The 287-nt window shown below is 39.0% G+C and carries 1 protein-coding gene; it reads right to left on the bottom strand.

Annotated features, from left to right (window positions below; translation table 11 throughout):
- Window positions 1-287, bottom strand: a 287-nt coding sequence (locus H5232_RS23825) for an immunity protein YezG family protein (protein WP_182831733.1), incomplete at both ends; no start/stop codon positions are given.

Below are 287 nucleotides of genomic sequence, written 5' to 3'. Positions count from 1 at the left end.
GTAATAACGTCATCATCATTATTATCACGCTCAAAGTTCAGATTAAATTGGCCTTGGCGATTTATGGTGAAAATAGCGCGCGTCCAGTTTTTTGGTTGGTGTTTAGTGGCATTCTCAAACAAAGTACTGAATAAATCGACTATCTCATCTGTCACGGTAATTGGCTGTTCGTTTTCATCATCTTCTGTTTGATAGTGAGCCTTGCATTCAAGTTGGTTTTCATCTTCGCAATCTAAAATAAGCTGAGCCTCAAGCCACGGCTCATTTATTTGCTGGTACAAGTATTG

It is taken from the genome of Pseudoalteromonas sp. SG41-5, from assembly GCF_014164495.1.
GTDB classification, from domain to species: domain Bacteria; phylum Pseudomonadota; class Gammaproteobacteria; order Enterobacterales; family Alteromonadaceae; genus Pseudoalteromonas; species Pseudoalteromonas rhizosphaerae.
This window is presented reverse-complemented; position numbering and strand designations above follow the sequence as displayed.